Origin of the sequence: Ochrobactrum quorumnocens, from assembly GCF_002278035.1 — a bacterium.
GTDB classification, from domain to species: domain Bacteria; phylum Pseudomonadota; class Alphaproteobacteria; order Rhizobiales; family Rhizobiaceae; genus Brucella; species Brucella quorumnocens.
Genome location: NZ_CP022604.1, coordinates 95,830 through 112,566, shown reverse-complemented (window position 1 = coordinate 112,566; position 16,737 = coordinate 95,830). Strand labels below are relative to the sequence as shown.

Here is a 16,737-nt window from a genome sequence, read left to right as displayed (position 1 = left end):
GGAGCCTAAGGCGTGAGGATAGCACCGACAGGCCAGATAACAGGTCGGGCGAAGGAGAAGTCGTTATGCAAAAAGGCCTATACAATACAGGTATCGCAACCGTCATGACAGTTCTCACGGCAAGCCCGGTTCTGGCGCAATCAATCAGCCGGGATTCCATTATTCGCATCGACTACGTCTGCGAACGCGGCGTTGTCGTGCCGGTCACCTACATTCATGCAGGCGAGGAACCAGCTTTCGCGGTCCTCGACGCTGAAGGCAAGATGGTCGCGCTGCAATGGCACGACGCTCTCAAAAAATATGTCGCCATGGATGAGCAAGACAGCTATCGCTGGGCTGAAAAAGACGGCAAAGCCATCTTAAGCCACCTCGAAGCCGACGATTCAGCCAAAGAGGCGACAATTCTCTCGTCCTGTCGCGCTGACGATAGTGAACAATAAAGCATTTCCGGCAAAAGCGGGAACCGCTTTTGCGTTCGGAAATGCGTAAAAATAAATAATCAGAGCGTTTCGAACGGTTCGGTTTTAACGAAACCGCTCCAATGATCAGGGGACGAGATAGTGCTTGTCCCACTGATCCTGCGGAACTTCATCACCAATATCATAGTCGAATGATACGACGTTGATGTGCTCGTCATCCGTCTTGCAAACGAAAGCGAGCTTATACCAATGCTCGCGACTGCGAAACGCAGCACCTTCAGCCTGAATGCTGTTCTTTCCCGCTACTGGATCAGAAAAAGCATAGGCCAGAACCTTGTCGACCGAAAACTTTCTCTCGTCCCGGCTGATCCGCTCCATCGCCTCGACATCGCAGCGCTGTTCAAGACGCGTTGCAGGATCGAGCTTTTCAAGCTGAGCCTTTTCGAGCGCTGTCATAGCCATGGACGGCGCACTCACAGAAACGACGACCGACATAGTAATGAACGACAAAAGGTGAGCGACGAATGAATTCGGGATCAGAGCAGATAAAAATTTCATGAGATTTCGGGCAACTCGCTTCGCAAGAGATTTAAGAAAGAGGTTAGAGCATCCAGTTGAGATTGAATCGTTAGAACTGCTCTATCTATTTTTTTGCATTATTCGACACAAAACCGCTTCGCACTTTTGTTGGAAATTCTTTAATAACACACTCTTTGCGTCAGCTTGTCGACCATCACGGCAATTTTATCGGCCTTCATCCCCACAAGATCGCCCCGCGCTGTCAGGAAACATTCTCTTCAAACAAGGTGCGATCACGGCCCGCTTCTTTAGCAGCATAAAGTACCTTGTCGGCACGTTCCACAACTTGCCAGAGGTCATCCTGGTTTCGAAGCCTGACAACACCAAAGCTGCATGTAACGTTTGCGCCACTTGAGAGACGCGAAAATTCGCGTGCCTTGACGCTTTCCCGTATCTTCTCGACCAAGGCGAATGCGGCATCTGACGGCATGTCATTGAGATAAAGAATAAACTCCTCGCCGCCGGTACGTGCCGTCAAATCACCGCTCCTTAAATGCGACTGGAGAACATCGGCAAACTCTTTCAACACAACGTCGCCCGTTGCGTGACCATAAACATCGTTGATCGTTTTGAAGTAATCGATGTCACAGGCCACAACCCAACCCGAAACATTGCTGCGCCCCATAGCCAACATGCGCGTTTCCAGCCCACGTCGGTTGAGAAGCCCTGTGAGGGGATCGCTATCGCGCTCATTAACCAGCTCATTGAATCGATCAGCGCTTGCTGCTGCAAACAACACCAGACCCGCAATAACCGCTGCAACGGCTGTCGAAAAAACTGTCCATTGCCAGAAAGGCGTGAAGGCAAAATCGACCGGCGTATCTTCACTGACAATGGAATGCGCAGTCAGCAGTGTGCGTGGAAAAAATTGCACCGCCACCAGAACCAGCATGCCCAGTATGAGCTTGTCAGCAGGAGAACCATGAACGAGGCCGCGCAGATACCAGACAATACCCAGAATCACACATGCAAGCCCGAGATTGAGAACATACACCCGGCCAAGCAGGCTTGGATGGGGATACAGAAAATAGATAACGCCACCCAGGACGAGCGTAAGACTTGCAGCGCAGAACCAGAGCGGCAAACTGAGGCCTGATCGGCGTAGAATCCCATGCCCGCCTGCCAAAGCACCAAGCACGTAGACTGTGGCCGTCAACATCGTGTTCTGACCATCATCAGCGGGTATATCGACAAGCTGAGCAAGCATGGCCAAGCCAATGCAGAAAAAGCACAACGCGCACCACAAAAGATAGCGACGCAGTTGATCTGCAGCCCAGACAATGACGAAGGCCAGTGAAAACAGGAGCAGAACGGCTGGCAGTACATAGAGCATTTAATTATTATCTTATTTCAACTGTTGGAGAGTCTTATCGCCTTCCTTCATTAAAAACACAATTCAGTAAATTAGAATGGCCATCGAAACGCAGACTGTTCCGATGAAACGCTCTTGATTTCAAGTATCCGCCCGTGCTTGAAACCTGCAAACGCAATCGGCACTCTAGCTGTATGACCACTAGGCATTGAATAAGCGGTCAAACGGCAATTTGCCGCGAAAGGAAGAGATATGAAGCCCGTTTTCCTGCAACTGCAATGCACGCCTGGCAAGACTTATGAAGTTGCGGACACGCTCTTTCAGCGTGAGATCGTTTCGGAACTCTATTCGACGAGCGGCGAATATGACCTTCTCGCCAAAATCTATGTCGCTGAAGGTGACGATATCGGCAAGTTCATCAATGAAAACGTGCTGAACATTCCAAACATCGTGCGTTCGCTGACCACCCTCACATTTACCGCGTTTTAGAGCACGTTTGACTTGGCCGAATCCGATACACGCGTCTCGAGGTTGTAAATAGCCCAGCAGTAAAGATTTGATTCACCATTAGTCTATTATCCTGATCACTCAGGGAACCTCCCTGTGTCCTTGCGCATTGACTCTGTGATAGCCCGCCCAAATGGGCTTCACGAAAGATTAGATCGAAAGCGACACTGGAAAGAAGATGGATAATCTTGAACATAGGCGAGTACTGGTCGTAGAGGACGAAATTTTCGTCGCCCTCGACGTGGCCGCCACTGTAGAAGATGCCAACGGAACGGTTGTCGGTCCCGTGGGTACCGTAAGGCAGGCCATAGATATTATAAATAAACAGGATGTCGACGCAGCTATTCTCGACGTCAACTTGGCTGATGGCGATCTGGAACCCATTCTTGACAGGCTGAAAAGCCGGAACATCTTCGTAGTCATTCACACAGGCGGTGGATTGCCTGCGCATCTCGCGGCTCGCTATCCGGAAATGCCCGTTTTCCAGAAACCCGTTCCACCTTACGTGCTGACAAGAGCGTTGGCCTCAGCACTTACACCCAACATGGCTCAAGGCGTCTGATGCGTCAAAGCTTCCCCGATTTTGCAACCGTGTTGAAAGAAGTTGAAGCGGATCGCGACAGCGATGATCAGTTACTGCGACCAACTGTTAATCTCGCGTCTGCAGTGTTTTCTGCCGGGTTCAATCCTGTTTCAAACGGGTCTTACACGACAGAAAGTATTGTTCCTCAATTTGATCTTCAAGACGTTGATAATGATCGGGACAAGCTTGAACGCGAAATGTGTGACCTGGCAAAGCGAATGGAAATCCAGTCGCAAGCATCCATTAGCAAGGAACTCAATCTGCGGCCTGAGATGAAACGGGCAGAACTTCAACGTCTGCGCCGCCTGTTCGCTGCGCAAAATCACCCTGACCGGTTGCCACAAGAGTTTCGCCTTGCCGCAGAACAACGCATGAAGACAGCCAATGCGCTGCTTGATAGCGCCATGGTAACGGCTGGAAGTTAAAGCTTCTCGTTTTCCGCCTATCTCATCCAGAATCCACGTCGCCGGTTTTGGGGTGCGCAGCCAATCAAAGAAATTTCGTTACGTTTGAGACGCTAAATCTTTTGCATTATATCAATACTATGCTAGATTGTTGTTGTCGGTGTCTGCGATTGCTATTGCACGCCTGAACTTTTCCGCTGAACGCAATGTCCTTAAAGGATCGCGCCCGGTGCAAGCGCTGGGGCAATTTGCGCTTTGCTCTGCGGGAATGGTTCTGCCATACCGGCATCACAGGTTAGCGCATCCCGAAAAATGTGAAGCAGTTTTCGGATAAGATGTGCATCACAAAGTAGAATAGAGCGCATTTCGACCCTATTTAAGGGGCGAGGTTCACTCTGAGATAGTCCTAAAAGGTTTGAAAATGCCTCCTTATCGTTCGCGTACTACCACCCACGGCCGCAATATGGCTGGCGCGCGCGGCCTATGGCGCGCCACCGGCATGAAGGATGAGGATTTTGGCAAGCCAATTATTGCTGTGGTGAACTCGTTCACCCAGTTTGTGCCAGGCCATGTGCACTTGAAAGACCTCGGCCAGCTCGTCGCGCGTGAAATCGAAGCGGCTGGCGGCGTTGCCAAGGAATTCAACACCATTGCGGTCGATGACGGCATCGCGATGGGCCATGACGGCATGCTCTATTCGCTGCCATCGCGCGAGCTCATCTCCGACTCAGTTGAATATATGGTCAATGCTCATTGCGCCGACGCGATGGTCTGCATTTCCAACTGCGACAAGATCACTCCCGGCATGCTGATGGCGGCACTGCGCCTCAATATCCCGGTCGTGTTCGTTTCCGGTGGCCCAATGGAAGCCGGCAAGGTCGTCTGGGACGACAAGGTCAAGAAACTCGACCTCGTGGATGCGATGGTTGCAGCCGCCGATGACAGTTACACCGACGATCAGGTCAAGCAGATCGAGCGCTCCGCTTGTCCGACCTGTGGCTCGTGTTCAGGCATGTTCACAGCAAACTCGATGAACTGCCTCACCGAAGCCCTCGGCCTCTCGTTGCCCGGCAATGGCTCGACGCTCGCAACCCATGCTGACCGCAAGCGCCTGTTTGTGGAAGCTGGTCATCTGATTGTCGATCTCGCTCGCCGTTATTATGAGCAGGACGATGAAAACGTACTGCCACGTTCGATTGCAAGCTTCCCGGCCTTTGAAAACGCCATGACGCTCGACATCGCCATGGGCGGCTCGACCAACACGGTTCTGCATCTGCTGGCAGCTGCACAGGAAGCTGAAATCGACTTCACGATGGCTGATATCGACCGTTTGTCGCGCCGCGTGCCGGTGCTCTGCAAGGTCGCACCCGCCAACAACACCGTTCACATGGAAGACGTGCATCGTGCAGGCGGCATTATGGGCATTCTCGGTCAGCTCGACAAAGCGGGCCTGATCAATACTGCGCTCCCGACCGTGCACAGCGAAACCATGGCCAAGGCGCTCGACCACTGGGACGTCACGCGCACAAAGAGCGAAATGGTGCACAAGTTCTATTCCGCCGCTCCCGGCGGTGTGCCGACACAGGTCGCCTTCTCACAGGATCGCCGCTTTGACAGCGTCGATGCCGACCGCGAAACAGGCGTTATCCGTTCCAAAGAACATGCTTTCAGTCAGGACGGTGGTCTGGCTGTGCTTTATGGCAATCTGGCCGAAGATGGCTGCATCGTGAAAACGGCAGGCGTGGACGATTCCATCCTGAAATTCTCCGGTCCTGCGCGTATCTTTGAAAGTCAGGACACGTCCGTCCTTGCAATTCTGAACGGTAAGATCAAGGCTGGTGACATTGTGCTCATCCGCTATGAAGGTCCGCGCGGTGGCCCTGGCATGCAGGAAATGCTCTATCCAACCAGCTATCTGAAGTCGAAGGGTCTGGGTAAGGCTTGCGCGCTGATCACCGATGGACGTTTCTCGGGTGGCTCTTCGGGCCTTTCGATTGGTCACGTTTCGCCGGAAGCAGCTGAAGGTGGCACGATCGGTCTGGTACGCGAAGGCGATATCATCGATATCGACATCCCGAACCGCAAGATCCATCTGGCCGTTGATGATGCGACGCTGGCCGAACGCCGCGTCGAGCAGGAAGCAACGGGCTGGAAGCCGCTGGAAGAACGCAAGCGCAAGGTTTCGACCGCGCTGAAAGCCTATGCCTCCATGGCAACCAGTGCTGCCAAGGGCGCTGTGCGGAAGTTGCCGGATTGATCGGAGAGATTATTTAAGGCGGCGCGAGCCGCCTTTTTATTGCAACCTTGAGTAACTCCCACGTTATACCATCAATCGGAGAATCACTTGATGGTGAGGGGTATAATTAGTGGTGCGAGAAAATTTTAAATCCAATAAGGCGCTTTTGTGCGCAGTATTCCTTATACCTTTTATAATGGGCGCTATGTCGTTTTATCTGGACGGCATACTTGGTCTGGGCGGAAATTTTCGGGAACTGACCGTCATCGCCCCCGCTATTGTAGTTCTCATAGCATCGCTTCAGGCACTTAATTCCGATGCACTGATTAACGGCCACACACTTCCCTCTCGGGGGCTCCTGTTCGTCGGCGCTTTGCTGCTTCCCCTCGCGCAGCTAGTTTATCTGTTACGCACACGCAAACCGTTGCGCGCCATCTGGCTGCTCATCCTGTTCTGGATAACATTGTCTCTGTCGCTCTTCGCGGGCGCAATCGCCTGTTTGATCGTCGTCCTGATTGTGAATCAATTCTGACGTCTCAACATCCAAACCAGACATGGCAATATCCCTGTTATCGGTTGCCAAGCGCGCCAGTCACCACAGGCATCAAATCATTCTTCACAGATTCCGGCGTAAACGGCCCGACATGCTTGTAGATAATCTTGCCATCTGGGCCGACGAGAAAAGTTTCGGGCACGCCATAGACGCCCCATTCAATGGCTGAGCGTCCGGCACGGTCGGCTCCGACTGCAGCGAATGGATTGCCGAGATCGCCCAGAAAGCGGCGCGCGTTTTCCGGCTGGTCCTTGTAATTGAGGCCGACCACGCGGATGCGTTCATCCTTGGCGATTTCCATCAGCAATGGATGTTCCTGACGGCAAGGTACGCACCACGACCCCCAAACATTGACCAGTGTGAGCTTGCCTATAAAATCTTCGCTGTTGAGACCCGGCACAGGCGCACCATCGCGCACCAGGCCCTCGACAGGCGGAAGACTCGTCTGCGGTGCCGGTTTGCCAATCAGTGCCGAAGGAATGGTCGTATTATCCTTGCCTGACAGAAGCTGTACGGCAAAAATTGCGGCCAACCCGACAAAGATCAGTAGCGGCAGCAACGCCACCCATGTGCGTGATTTTTTGGCCGCATCGGTTTTCTGCACCGTCTCGGTCATTGCGCTGAACCTTTAGCCGAACGGCGGCGCACGCCCTGCGCCTCGAGCCGTTTCAGCTCATTCTTCAGCATACGCTGATCGATCAATATCCAGCCAATGGTGATGGCAAGTGCTCCTGCGGCAATACCATAGGACGTTACAACAAAAGCCATGTGGCTCATTGAACTGCCTCCCCTTGGGTCTCGGTACGTTCTCTTTTCATACGGCTGCGGTCGGCATTGCGAGCCGCGAGCTTTTTCATCATGGCCACGCGACGGCGCCAGATTTCATTGCGCATCGCCATCATGTGCAGCGTGAGAAACAGCAGCGTGAAGCCAATCGCCATCACAAAAAGCGGACGCAGCATGGAGCCGTCAATGGTCGGGCCGTCCATGCGGAAGACAGAGGCTGGTTGGTGCAAAGTATTCCACCAGTCGACCGAGAATTTGATGATGGGGATATTGATGAAGCCGACCAGCGTCAGAACCGCAACAGACTTGGCGCTCTTGGTGGGATCATCCACGGCGCGCGACAAAGCGATAATGCCGAGATACATGAGAAACAGCACGAAAACGGAAGTCAGCCGTGCATCCCACACCCACCACGTTCCCCACATCGGCTTGCCCCAGAGCGAACCTGTGGCCAGCGCCAAAGCAGTGAACACTGCACCCAAGGGTGCGGCTGCGCGAATAGAAACATCGGCCAGCGGATGACGCCAGACCAATGTACCCAGCGATGAAATAGCCATAATTGAGTAACACATCATGGAAAGCCATGCGAAAGGCACATGAATATACATGATACGGACTGTAATGCCCTGCTGGTAATCCTCTGGCGACAGGAAAACCATATATAGCCCGACGGCTAGAAACAGGGCAGACAGAAGCCCAAGCCATGGCAAGACCCTGCCCGCAAAGGTCAGGAAGCGTGTGGGATTTGCCAGATCAAGCCAGCTTGTGGTTTTCGCGATGTCTTTCGTCATGCGCTATACTTAACCTCCCCCCGTATGCCGTTCAATTGACCGTAATCAACTGCGTCAATCCGCCAAACATTATAAGTTTGGAAAACCGGCTCCCGCTTTTCGGGATCACATTATATTTGAGCATTATCCTACGCAAAACCGCTTCACACTTTTGCTGGAAATGCTTTAGTCCGCCGAACTTTTTAATGAAGCTGCTGCAGCCAGCGGACCCAAAACCGCGAAAAACAAAGTGAGTGCACACAGAATAAGGAATGGTGCAAAAAAGGGGGCCACGGCATCAGTCGCGCCATAAGACGCAGATACGCCAAAAATCAGCACCGGAATGGTCAATGGCAGTACGATGACAGAAACCAGCAAACCACCGCGCGGCAAGGCTACGGCCAATGCCGCACCCACCGCTCCTATAAAGGCAATCGCCGGAGTACCGACCAGAAGTGTGAGTGCTGTCGCAGCCGTGGCGGTTGCATCCATGTTCATGAACAGCCCTAACATCGGCGAAGCAATCACCAGCGGCAATACGCTTGCCACCCAATGGGCCAGACATTTCACAAAAACGGTAAATGCCAGCATATGCCGATCAGCGCCAATCAACAGCAGATCAAGCGAACCATCCTCGCGATCGGCCTGAAACAGCCGGTCCAATCCCAGCAATGTTGCCAGCAATGCACCGATCCACAGCATGGCTGGGCCGATGCGCGACAGGAGATTGAGATCAGGACCGACGCCGAACGGCATCACCGAGATCACAGCGAGGAAGAACAAAATTCCAATCAGCGCGCCGCCTCCGGCGCGAAAACTCAGGCGCATATCTCGGATAAAAAGCGCCAGCATCACACAGCCTCAAGCGAATAGTCGGCCATATCGAGCGACTTGATGCCAATGTTTCTTTCAAACGCAGTTTCGGACGCGAAACCAGCTTCTGAAATGGTGTCTAAGCCCAACGGGATATGCGTGGCGGCAATAACCAGTCCGCCGTCTTGCATATGTCCACGCATGAGCCCTGCAAAGCGCGCCTCTGATGCTTTGTCGAGCCCAGCAGTCGGCTCATCTACAATCCACAACGGGCGATGACTGACCAGCAGCTTGGCAATTGAAACGCGCCGCTTCTGTCCCGTGGAAAGATAACCGAAAGGCAAATGCTCGACGCCAGGCAAATCAACTGCCTCAAGCGCCTCGTCAATACCAAGGCGTGGCTCGCCATTGAACTTTTGCCAGAACAACAGATTCTCTCGCACACTCAAGGCAGGTTTCATGGCATTCTGATGGCCGAGATAGTGGCAAGCCGCGCGAACAGGAAGCGCGGTTCCTTCATCAAACAACGTAATCGTACCTTCTTCCAACGCAAGAAGACCGCATATGATTCGGAGCATTGTTGATTTGCCAGAGCCGTTCGGACCTGTGACCACCAGCGCTTCGCCGGAAGACAATTCGAAGGAAAGGGCAGAGAAGATCGTCTCGCCGCCGCGCTCACCCGCCAGATTTTCGGCCTCAAGCCGCATTTTCTCTCCTTAGAGCGCCAGGCGCTCTGCAAGGCGCACAAAGGGTCGCTCTAACAGTTAAACTTGCTGCATATTTTTATCTTAAACTGATTCAAGTTTAAGAAATTATGCAATAGGCGCGTCCAGCTCGGGCTAAACACGAGGATCGCAACATTTCGCCGCAAGGGAGCAAATTCACGATATTCTGTCTGGAATCGTTTTAGGAAACTCTCTATATGAGGGCTACCATGCCAGCGGTCGGTGTGGAAACGAATTTTGGCCGATCTCAAAGACTTGGGGCCCGTGAGGGCACAGGTTTCGGGACGGACAGCGGAAATGACTGCACCCGCACCTTTAGCGCGTCCTTGAAACGCAGCAGAGGCGTTCGTCCTGGTTTTCCGGCCAGTAGCATGAAGGACGAACGCAGTGTCACACATTGACAGCTTTAAATGCCGCAAAACCCTTACCGTCGCCGGTAAGGAATATGTTTATTACAGCCTGACCGAAGCCGAAAAGAACGGCCTCGAAGGCATCTCCAAGCTCCCGTTCTCCATGAAGGTTCTGCTCGAGAACCTGCTCCGCTTCGAAGATGACCGCTCTGTCAAGAAGTCGGACATCGAAGCCGTTGCCAAGTGGCTGAATGATCGCGGCTCGGCAGGCGCGGAAATCGCCTACCGCCCGGCACGCGTACTCATGCAGGACTTCACCGGCGTTCCCGCCGTTGTCGATCTGGCAGCCATGCGCGACGGCCTGAAGAACCTGGGCGGCGATCCGGAAAAGATCAACCCGCTGGTTCCAGTTGACCTCGTCATCGACCACTCAGTCATCGTCGATGAATTTGGTAATCCGCAGGCTTTCAAGGCCAATGTGGACCTCGAATATCAGCGCAATGGCGAACGTTACCGCTTCCTCAAGTGGGGGCAGCAGGCGTTCAAGAACTTCCGCGTTGTTCCTCCGGGCACAGGCATCTGCCATCAGGTGAACCTCGAATATCTGGCACAGGCCGTATGGACCAAGGAAGAAGACGGCGTGACCGTTGCCTATCCTGACACCTGCGTTGGTACAGACAGCCACACAACCATGGTCAACGGCCTTGGCGTTCTGGGCTGGGGTGTTGGCGGTATTGAAGCTGAAGCCTCGATGCTGGGTCAGCCTGTTTCCATGCTGCTGCCGGAAGTTATCGGCTTCCGCCTGACCGGCAAGGTCAAGGAAGGCGTGACAGCAACCGATCTCGTGCTCACCGTTACACAGATGCTGCGCAAAAAAGGCGTGGTTGGTAAGTTCGTTGAGTTCTTTGGTCCGGGTCTCGACAATATGACCCTTGCCGATCGCGCAACCATTGCGAACATGGGCCCTGAATATGGCGCGACCTGTGGTTTCTTCCCGATCGACAAAGAAACGCTGAACTACATGAACACGACCGGTCGCGAAGAAGACCGCATCGCGCTCGTTGAGGCTTATTCGCGTGCACAGGGCATGTGGCGTGAAGCAGACAGTCCTGATCCGGTATTCACGGATATTATCGAACTGGATATGAGTGAAGTCGTTCCGTCGATGGCTGGTCCAAAACGGCCAGAAGGCCGTATTGCGCTGGAAAACATCGGATCGGGCTTCGCAACCTCACTTGAAACCGAATACAAGAAGACCACCGGCCAGACTGCGCGTTACGCTGTTGAAGGTGAAGATTTCGATCTCGGTCATGGCGATGTGGCAATTGCCGCAATCACCTCCTGCACCAACACCTCCAACCCAAGCGTGCTGATTGCTGCTGGTCTTCTGGCCCGCAACGCAGTTGCCAAGGGCCTCAAGACCAAGCCTTGGGTCAAGACCTCGCTTGCTCCCGGCTCTCAGGTGGTTGCCGCTTATCTTGAATCCGCTGGACTCCAGAAGGATTTGGATGCGCTTGGCTTCAACCTCGTCGGCTTCGGCTGCACGACTTGCATCGGTAACTCCGGTCCATTGCCTGCACCGATCTCCAAGACGATCAACGAAAAGGGCCTGATCGCGGCTGCCGTTCTGTCCGGCAACCGTAACTTCGAAGGCCGCGTTTCGCCGGACGTGCAAGCAAACTACCTTGCTTCGCCGCCGCTCGTCGTTGCTCACGCTCTTGCCGGTACGGTCACCAAGGACCTGACCAAGGAGCCGCTTGGTGAAGATCAGGACGGTAACCCTGTATTCCTGCGCGATATCTGGCCTTCATCAGCTGAAATCCAGGAATTCATCGCCAAGAACGTTACCCGCAAAATCTTCTCCGAGAAGTATGCGGACGTGTTCAAGGGCGACGAAAACTGGCAGGCCGTTCAGGTTCCTGCTGGCCAGACTTATGCATGGGACGACAACTCGACCTATGTGCAGAACCCACCTTACTTCGTGGGAATGGGCAAGTCGGCAGGTCAGATCGGCGACGTCAAGGGTGCACGCATCCTCGGCCTCTTCGGCGACAAGATCACCACCGACCACATCTCGCCTGCCGGTTCGATCAAGGCACAGTCGCCTGCCGGCAAATACCTCATCGACCATGGCGTCGGTATTGCCGACTTCAACCAGTACGGCACACGTCGCGGCAACCACGAAGTGATGATGCGCGGCACCTTCGCCAACATCCGTATTCGCAACCACATGCTGGGCGAAAACGGTCGTGAAGGCGGCTACACCATCCATTACCCGTCGAAGGAAGAAACCTCGATCTACGACGCGGCCATGGAGTATAAGGCAGAAGGTGTGCCACTCGTCGTCTTCGCGGGCGTCGAATATGGCAACGGCTCGTCGCGTGACTGGGCTGCAAAGGGCACCAACCTGCTCGGCGTCAAGGCCGTGATCGCACAGTCGTTTGAGCGTATCCACCGCTCCAACCTCGTTGGCATGGGTATTGTGCCTTTCGTCTTCGAAGAAGGCACAAGCTGGCAGACACTGGGTCTGAAGGGCGACGAAATCGTCTCCATCGAAGGCCTTGCCGATGTACGCCCACGTCAGAAGGTCGACGCTTCGATCACCTATGCCGATGGTACAGTGAAGAAGGTTCCGCTCATCTGCCGTATCGATACGTTGGACGAGCTCGACTACATGAAGAACGGCGGCATTCTGCAGACCGTTTTGCGCGATCTCGCTGCTTAATCAGCGATGCGCTTCAAACTAAAAGCCGCCGGAGCAATTCGGCGGCTTTTTCTATCTTATTGGCCTGAACGGATCATTTCGCGGATTTTGACGGCCTTTTCGAAATGATCGAGAGTGTGGATCTTTATCCACCACTCAGCGGCTTCCATAAGAAGCTCTGGCTCCGTGTTTTTGTTGGCGAAGAATGCATAGAACGAAATGCCGACCGTATCGCCCTTCTTCGCAATCTTCTCATCGCAGATGGCAATGGCCGTTTCTCTCAAACTCGGTCTCATTCTCAATCTGCCTTTTATTAAAGCGCGACGCTGCACATATACCCAAAAAGCCAACTGCCGCGTATGGGAGACATATCTTAGAGCGTGTCGCGCTTAATCGCACCCATGGCGCTCGCTCTAGATTCTTTTAATTGTCGCATGTTCGCGGGAGCCCAAATGAATCCATTTGGGCTCCCGCGAACATGCTTTAGTGAGGTAAAAGAAACACACTGTATGCAAATCTCACTGCAACGTGAATTCCTATTGATCGTCGTAGTTCCTACATAATAGATGTCAGCGTCAATTATTGTAGGATGAACCCAAAGTGACCTTCCATTACCCTTTCCATGGGACACATACATGGCTTTCCGGCGACTATGTTCCCGGCTTGCGCGGTGTTTGTGCTGCATTGGGGCTGGCGTTCACCGGTTGCCTATCAATGCAGGGCGTAGCGAAAGCTCAGGATAGCAGCACGCGAACATCTGTTCTCGAACTCTATACCAGCCAAGGCTGTAAATCCTGTCCGCAGGCTGACAAGAATTTGGCGAAATATGCCGACGACGCCAATGTCCTGGCTCTATCGTTCCACGTTAATTACTGGGATTACATGGGCTGGCGTGACACGCTCGCCTCACAGGACAATACAGACCGCCAGAACGCCTATCGCAATTCTTTCAATGCCAAGATGGTCTATACGCCTCAGGCGGTCGTCAATGGCTCATCGGAAATGAATGGTGGCGATGCTGAGATCGTGAAGCAACATCTCGATGCGAGCAAGCTCAACGTACCTGTTTCGATCAAAAAGCTGGATGATGGGCGCTTGTCGATTGAGATTGCGGCCGGCGAAAAACCAAAGAAACCCGTGCATGTCGTTATGTTCTACCTGCGCGATTCGGTTACCATTCCGATCGACAAAGGTGAGAACGCCGGACAGTCCGTTACCTATCGTAATACGGTGTCGGACATCAATACGATTGGCATGTGGGATGGCCAGGCTTTGAAAATCGAGCTGCCAGCTTCCGAGCTGACCCGGAAGGATGTGACCGGCTGCGCTGTGGTTTTGCAGCAAAGTAACAGTGACAAAGCGCTCGGTCCAATTCTGGGTGCCGCAATATTCAAGCAGAAAGTTCCGCTCGGGCTTTAGGAGCCGTTTCGGAAGCGATCCTTAAACACAGCAACATCTAAGCCCGTTATGGCTGATACTTTATCATTTGCGGGAATGTTGCATCTGTCTGAGTGGCTAGAGCGCCGTGCGCCTTCTTGGGCGCACAAAGGTCGCTCTAACACTCTATATTTACAGCATAATTTTACCTTAAACTGATTCAAGTTTAAGGAATTATGCTGTAGGCCAATGAAGGTTGGTTCGGCTCGGGCAGTCCTTTGGGCGGGGGGCTTGGGGTCGGACATACCCGAACCGAACCGTCTCAGGCAACATGGTGATGCTGACGTCATAATCAGGCCGGAATGCGAAGTTGACAAGGCCAAAATGTGGCTGGCGATCACCATTGAGAACAGCTTTTCTCTTTTCGTGAACAGCTAATATACAACAAATTGGGGGTCCGTTTTTGTCGATCAGCTCATAGAAAGCCGACCGTATCAGCGCTTGATCTTGCAATCATTTTACAAAAGCATCACCTTACCGTCATGAGCTGATTTGATCGGAGCTCCTGCATTCCCTTTACGATCACCTTGGCATTCCTCACACTCATGGCACTCCTGACGGTGAAAGGAAGAAAATGGATATACCAAGCGCTGCGAATGAAGATAAGTCTTCGCATTCGCCCTCTCATCCATCGGCGACGCCAAAAATTGTCCCTTTAGCGCAATCACGTCCGCCTGCTCCCACCGTAAGCTTTGACAGACACGAACTTGGTAAAATCCTGAACATTTATGGACGCATGGTCGCCACAGGTGCGTGGCGCGACTATGCGATTGACCATCTGGCCGATAGGGCAGTGTTCTCGATCTTCCGACGAGCAAGCGAGGTTCCACTGTTTCGCGTGGAGAAAAATCCCAAGCTAGCACAGAAGCAGGGTGCTTATTCGGTCATCGCTGCAAGTGGCCTCATCATGAAGCGCGGACACGAGCTCGAACGCGTGCTTCGTGTCTTCGATAAAAACCTCAAGCTGGTCGATAATTGATCAGCTAAGAGGAACCTTACCCGGATCAACTGTGCAGCCGCCGTTGAGCGACAATTGCATGAGAACAGTATCGAGCCAGCGTCCATGCTTGAAGCCCGAACCCTGAATACGTCCGCTATGGATAAAGCCGAGGCTCTCATGCAGCTTCACCGATCCGATATTGTGCTCGCCATCACCAATCACGGCCAGAAGCTGTCTGAAGCCTAAGGCGGTCGCGCGCTTAATAAGCTCGCCAAGCAGCAGCTTACCGATACCCTTCCCTTTCGCATCCGGGGCGATATAGATCGAGTCTTCTGCAAGCCAGCGATAGGCAGGCCGGGTACGGAAATAGCTGATATAGGCATAGCCCAGCACCAGCCCATTTTCTTGCGCAACAAGAATTGGAAAGCCTTGCTCGGCAAACACGTCGAAGCGAGTTTTCATAGCTTCGACAGTGGGCGCTTCGATCTCATAAGAACCAGAACCGTTCAACACTGCCTCGGTGTAGATCGCAGTAATGGCATCAATATCGGTGGGCTGAAAATCGCGGATATGGAGCATGTCTTAAGCCAGAGGTCAGATTCAGATTACTCCTTCAACATGCCTTGAAGACGCTCAATTGAAAAGCAAAAAGGGCAGCGTTTCCGCTGCCCTTGTGCGTAATTCAATTCCAGCTCTATTAGTCACGGTTACCCATGAACTGCAGCAGGAACATGAACATGTTGATGAAGTCGAGATACAGACGCAGCGCGCCCATAACGATCTTGCGGCCCTGCGTGTCCGAAGCATCGCCTTCGTAGTACATTTCCTTGATCGACTGCGTGTCGTAGGCAGTGAGGCCTGCGAAGATCAGAACGCCGATCACCGAGATTGCAAACTGCAGCGCGGTGGAGCCAAGGAAGATGTTGACGACAGAGGCGATGATCAGGCCGAACAGGCCCATCATCAAGAACGAGCCCATTGCGGAAAGATCACGCTTGGTCGTGTAACCGTAAAGCGAGAGCGCTCCGAAGGAAGCAGCCGTTACGAAGAAAGTGCGCACGACGCTCTGTCCGGTATAGACCAGGAAGATCGACGACAGCGACAGACCAACGAGGGCTGCATAGCCCCAGAATACGGCGTTAGCGGTCGAAACCGACAGACGTTCGATACGGAAGCTCAGGAAAAATACTGCTGCGAGCGGTGCAAGCATGACCACCCAGCGCAGAGGAGACGTGTAAAGTGCTGCACCAAGTGCAGTAAGCATCTTGCCGTTTGCCATCTGCGCGACAGCGGCAGACGGGTCGTTGGTCACTGCCAGAGATGCGACGGCGAATGCAGCAAGGCCGGTAACGGCCAAGCCGATAGCCATCATGTTGTAGACACCCAGCATGTAGCTGCGCAGTCCCTGATCAATGCTTGCATCAGCGCGAGCGCCGCCTACCGGCCTCTGCTGCGCCTGAATATTGCGAAAGTCAGCCATGACTTAAATCCTCTTGCCTTGTCCCGTCCGGTGTCGGGGCTTGGCTCATTTCGAGCCGCTCCCAGGCGCCGCTGGCGGGACCCCAGCATGCCTGCGTTTATTATGGGCATTTCAGAGCTTACGTACAAGTACTACCTGT

The 16,737-nt window shown here is 53.4% G+C and carries 19 protein-coding genes; 9 read left to right on the top strand and 10 right to left on the bottom strand.

Annotated elements, in window-relative coordinates; genetic code table 11:
* Window positions 1-65 precede the first annotated feature (65 nt).
* The gene (locus CES85_RS10020; RefSeq protein WP_280523392.1) at window positions 66-440 is read left to right on the top strand and encodes a lysozyme inhibitor; all 375 of its coding nucleotides are present in this window, start codon (window positions 66-68) and stop codon (window positions 438-440) included.
* A gap of 105 nt (window positions 441-545) precedes the next feature.
* Here CES85_RS10020 and CES85_RS10015 read toward each other — a convergent pair whose 3' ends face one another.
* Both CES85_RS10015 and CES85_RS10010 read right to left on the bottom strand, forming a co-directional pair.
* A complete protein-coding gene (locus CES85_RS10015) occupies window positions 546-977 on the bottom strand; it encodes a DUF930 domain-containing protein (RefSeq protein WP_095445870.1) in 432 nt (143 codons plus the stop codon).
* Between the two features lie 223 nt (window positions 978-1,200).
* Window positions 1,201-2,331 carry a GGDEF domain-containing protein gene (locus tag CES85_RS10010; RefSeq protein WP_095445869.1) on the bottom strand — a complete coding sequence of 377 codons (1,131 nt, stop codon included), beginning with the start codon at window positions 2,329-2,331 and terminating at the stop codon, window positions 1,201-1,203.
* 231 nt (window positions 2,332-2,562) lie between these two features.
* Between CES85_RS10010 and CES85_RS10005 the strand changes: the two genes are divergently transcribed.
* The 5 genes from CES85_RS10005 (at window position 2,563) to CES85_RS09985 (ending at window position 6,572) form a co-directional block, all read left to right on the top strand.
* Window positions 2,563-2,799 carry an Lrp/AsnC ligand binding domain-containing protein gene (locus CES85_RS10005; protein WP_024898218.1) on the top strand — a complete coding sequence of 79 codons (237 nt, stop codon included), beginning with the start codon at window positions 2,563-2,565 and terminating at the stop codon, window positions 2,797-2,799.
* 196 nt (window positions 2,800-2,995) lie between these two features.
* Complete coding sequence (locus tag CES85_RS10000) at window positions 2,996-3,379, top strand: response regulator (protein ID WP_095445868.1); 384 nt, start codon at window positions 2,996-2,998, stop codon at window positions 3,377-3,379.
* Window positions 3,379-3,825 carry a hypothetical protein gene (locus CES85_RS09995; protein ID WP_095445867.1) on the top strand — a complete coding sequence of 149 codons (447 nt, stop codon included), beginning with the start codon at window positions 3,379-3,381 and terminating at the stop codon, window positions 3,823-3,825. Before CES85_RS10000 ends, CES85_RS09995 begins: the two co-directional genes overlap by 1 nt.
* A gap of 400 nt (window positions 3,826-4,225) precedes the next feature.
* Window positions 4,226-6,061: a dihydroxy-acid dehydratase gene (ilvD, locus tag CES85_RS09990; RefSeq protein ID WP_095445866.1), complete on the top strand. Its 1,836-nt coding sequence runs from the start codon at window positions 4,226-4,228 to the stop codon at window positions 6,059-6,061.
* Window positions 6,062-6,245: 184 nt separating this feature from the next.
* Window positions 6,246-6,572, top strand: a complete 327-nt coding sequence (locus CES85_RS09985; protein ID WP_157743450.1) for a hypothetical protein — start codon at window positions 6,246-6,248, stop codon at window positions 6,570-6,572.
* A 37-nt stretch (window positions 6,573-6,609) separates the two neighbouring features.
* On the opposite strand, the gene CES85_RS09980 is transcribed toward CES85_RS09985, so the two are convergent.
* The 5 genes from CES85_RS09980 to ccmA form a co-directional block, all read right to left on the bottom strand.
* Complete coding sequence (locus CES85_RS09980; RefSeq protein WP_095445864.1) at window positions 6,610-7,209, bottom strand: DsbE family thiol:disulfide interchange protein; 600 nt, start codon at window positions 7,207-7,209, stop codon at window positions 6,610-6,612.
* A complete protein-coding gene (gene ccmD / locus CES85_RS09975; protein ID WP_095445863.1) occupies window positions 7,206-7,370 on the bottom strand; it encodes a heme exporter protein CcmD in 165 nt (54 codons plus the stop codon). The genes CES85_RS09980 and ccmD overlap by 4 nt, the downstream gene beginning before the upstream one ends.
* Window positions 7,367-8,170 (bottom strand): heme ABC transporter permease, encoded by an 804-nt coding sequence (locus CES85_RS09970; protein ID WP_095445862.1) that lies wholly within the window; start codon window positions 8,168-8,170, stop codon window positions 7,367-7,369. Before CES85_RS09970 ends, ccmD begins: the two co-directional genes overlap by 4 nt.
* 165 nt (window positions 8,171-8,335) lie before the next feature.
* On the bottom strand, window positions 8,336-9,001 hold the full coding sequence (ccmB, locus tag CES85_RS09965) for a heme exporter protein CcmB (protein WP_094578708.1): 666 nt from the start codon (window positions 8,999-9,001) through the stop codon (window positions 8,336-8,338).
* Window positions 9,001-9,669, bottom strand: coding sequence for a heme ABC exporter ATP-binding protein CcmA (gene ccmA, locus CES85_RS09960; protein WP_095445861.1), 669 nt, complete (start codon window positions 9,667-9,669; stop codon window positions 9,001-9,003). The genes ccmB and ccmA overlap by 1 nt, the downstream gene beginning before the upstream one ends.
* Window positions 9,670-10,074: 405 nt before the next feature.
* Here ccmA and acnA point away from each other — a divergent pair, with 405 nt between their 5' ends.
* The gene (acnA, locus tag CES85_RS09950; RefSeq protein ID WP_095445860.1) at window positions 10,075-12,762 is read left to right on the top strand and encodes an aconitate hydratase AcnA; all 2,688 of its coding nucleotides are present in this window, start codon (window positions 10,075-10,077) and stop codon (window positions 12,760-12,762) included.
* A 56-nt stretch (window positions 12,763-12,818) separates the two neighbouring features.
* On the opposite strand, the gene CES85_RS09945 is transcribed toward acnA, so the two are convergent.
* Window positions 12,819-13,037, bottom strand: coding sequence for a DUF6500 family protein (locus tag CES85_RS09945; protein WP_095445859.1), 219 nt, complete (start codon window positions 13,035-13,037; stop codon window positions 12,819-12,821).
* Between the two features lie 388 nt (window positions 13,038-13,425).
* Here CES85_RS09945 and CES85_RS09940 point away from each other — a divergent pair, with 388 nt between their 5' ends.
* Complete coding sequence (locus CES85_RS09940; protein WP_095447823.1) at window positions 13,426-14,160, top strand: DUF1223 domain-containing protein; 735 nt, start codon at window positions 13,426-13,428, stop codon at window positions 14,158-14,160.
* Window positions 14,161-14,752: 592 nt separating this feature from the next.
* Window positions 14,753-15,157 carry a DUF2794 domain-containing protein gene (locus CES85_RS09930; protein WP_095445857.1) on the top strand — a complete coding sequence of 135 codons (405 nt, stop codon included), beginning with the start codon at window positions 14,753-14,755 and terminating at the stop codon, window positions 15,155-15,157.
* Here the strand turns inward: CES85_RS09930 and CES85_RS09925 are convergent, their stop codons facing one another.
* Together CES85_RS09925 and CES85_RS09920 are read right to left on the bottom strand one after the other, a co-directional pair.
* On the bottom strand, window positions 15,158-15,697 hold the full coding sequence (locus CES85_RS09925; RefSeq protein WP_095445856.1) for a GNAT family N-acetyltransferase: 540 nt from the start codon (window positions 15,695-15,697) through the stop codon (window positions 15,158-15,160).
* Window positions 15,698-15,815: 118 nt separating this feature from the next.
* Entirely contained in the window at window positions 15,816-16,598 is a 783-nt protein-coding gene (locus CES85_RS09920) for a Bax inhibitor-1/YccA family protein (RefSeq protein ID WP_095445855.1), read from the bottom strand.
* Window positions 16,599-16,737: the final 139 nt, after the last annotated feature.